This is a genomic window from Rhodopseudomonas sp. BR0G17, from assembly GCF_010907025.1.
Lineage (GTDB): Bacteria > Pseudomonadota > Alphaproteobacteria > Rhizobiales > Xanthobacteraceae > Rhodopseudomonas > Rhodopseudomonas palustris_H.
In genome coordinates this window covers 1-429 of sequence record NZ_QUML01000164.1, presented here as the reverse complement: position 1 = coordinate 429, position 429 = coordinate 1, and the positions used below count along the sequence as shown (strand labels likewise).

Below are 429 nucleotides of genomic sequence, written 5' to 3'. Positions count from 1 at the left end.
CAAGCACGCTCATGCTTGGCCCATCTACAACAAGGAGGCCGGAGCCAAGCGTGTGATGTACCACATGATCCACGCATCGGATCATGACGAAGCGCCAAAACTGATGAGTCGAGCCTACCGAAAAGCAAATCAACCAAAGGAAGATTTGGCTGAGGTGCAGCAGGAAATGTTTGGCGTCACGACTTTCCAGAAGATTTAGAAGAAGATCACTGTCACGCAGAAGAATTGAGTCGGCTAGCAGTCTCTCCCTGAGAAATGCGCTTCGGCAGGCCTCACCTCAGACCTCCAACCATTCCTTGCGGACGGCGGAGTTGGCCTTGAGATCGTCGGGGCTGCCTTCGAACACGATCTTGCCGTGGCCCATGACATAGACCCGATGCGAGATCCGCATTGCGATCGACAGTTTCTGCTCGACCAGCAGGATGGCGA

General features: G+C 54.3%; 1 protein-coding gene and 1 pseudogene. One reads left to right on the top strand and one right to left on the bottom strand.

The annotated features are described in order from the left end of the window. Window positions 1-199 (top strand): hypothetical protein (locus DY467_RS25690; RefSeq protein WP_205502842.1); only part of this gene is annotated, 199 nt, incomplete at its 5' end. Window positions 200-277: 78 nt separating this feature from the next. Here the strand turns inward: DY467_RS25690 and DY467_RS26625 are convergent. Then, window positions 278-429 (bottom strand): annotated as a pseudogene (locus DY467_RS26625) (ABC transporter ATP-binding protein); the annotation flags it as partial.